Source organism: Halomonas elongata (assembly GCF_029081005.1).
Taxonomy (GTDB): Bacteria; Pseudomonadota; Gammaproteobacteria; order Pseudomonadales; family Halomonadaceae; genus Halomonas; species Halomonas elongata_B.
In genome coordinates this window covers 1-407 of record NZ_JAJQTQ010000107.1, presented here as the reverse complement: position 1 = coordinate 407, position 407 = coordinate 1, and the positions used below count along the sequence as shown (strand labels likewise).

Below are 407 nucleotides of genomic sequence, written 5' to 3'. Positions count from 1 at the left end.
CAGATCGTTGAGCGCGGCATGAAGCTCATCGCCGAATTCGAACTGTCGGCGCTGCTGGTGACGCGCTCTGAGCAGGGGATGACGCTGCTGCAGCCGGGGCGTCCGCCGCTGCATATGCCGACCCAGGCCCAGGAAGTGTACGACGTGACCGGCGCCGGCGACACGGTGATTGGCGTGCTGGCGGCGACCCTGGCGTCCGGCAACACCCTGGAAGAGGCCTGCTATTTCGCTAACGCCGCGGCGGGCGTGGTGGTCGGTAAGCTGGGTACATCCACCGTTTCCCCTGTCGAGCTGGAAAACGCGGTCCGCGGCCGGGCTGAGACCGGCTTTGGCGTGATGAGCGAAGAGGAGCTCAAACAGGCGGTTGCGGCGGCGCGCAAGCGCGGCGAGAAAGTGGTGATGACCAA

The 407-nt window shown here is 66.3% G+C and carries 1 protein-coding gene; it reads left to right on the top strand.

What is annotated here, in order from left to right:
- Positions 1-18: 18 nt before the first annotated feature.
- A partial coding sequence (locus LU493_RS19650) for a PfkB family carbohydrate kinase (RefSeq protein ID WP_275289487.1) occupies positions 19-407 on the top strand: 389 nt, incomplete at its 3' end.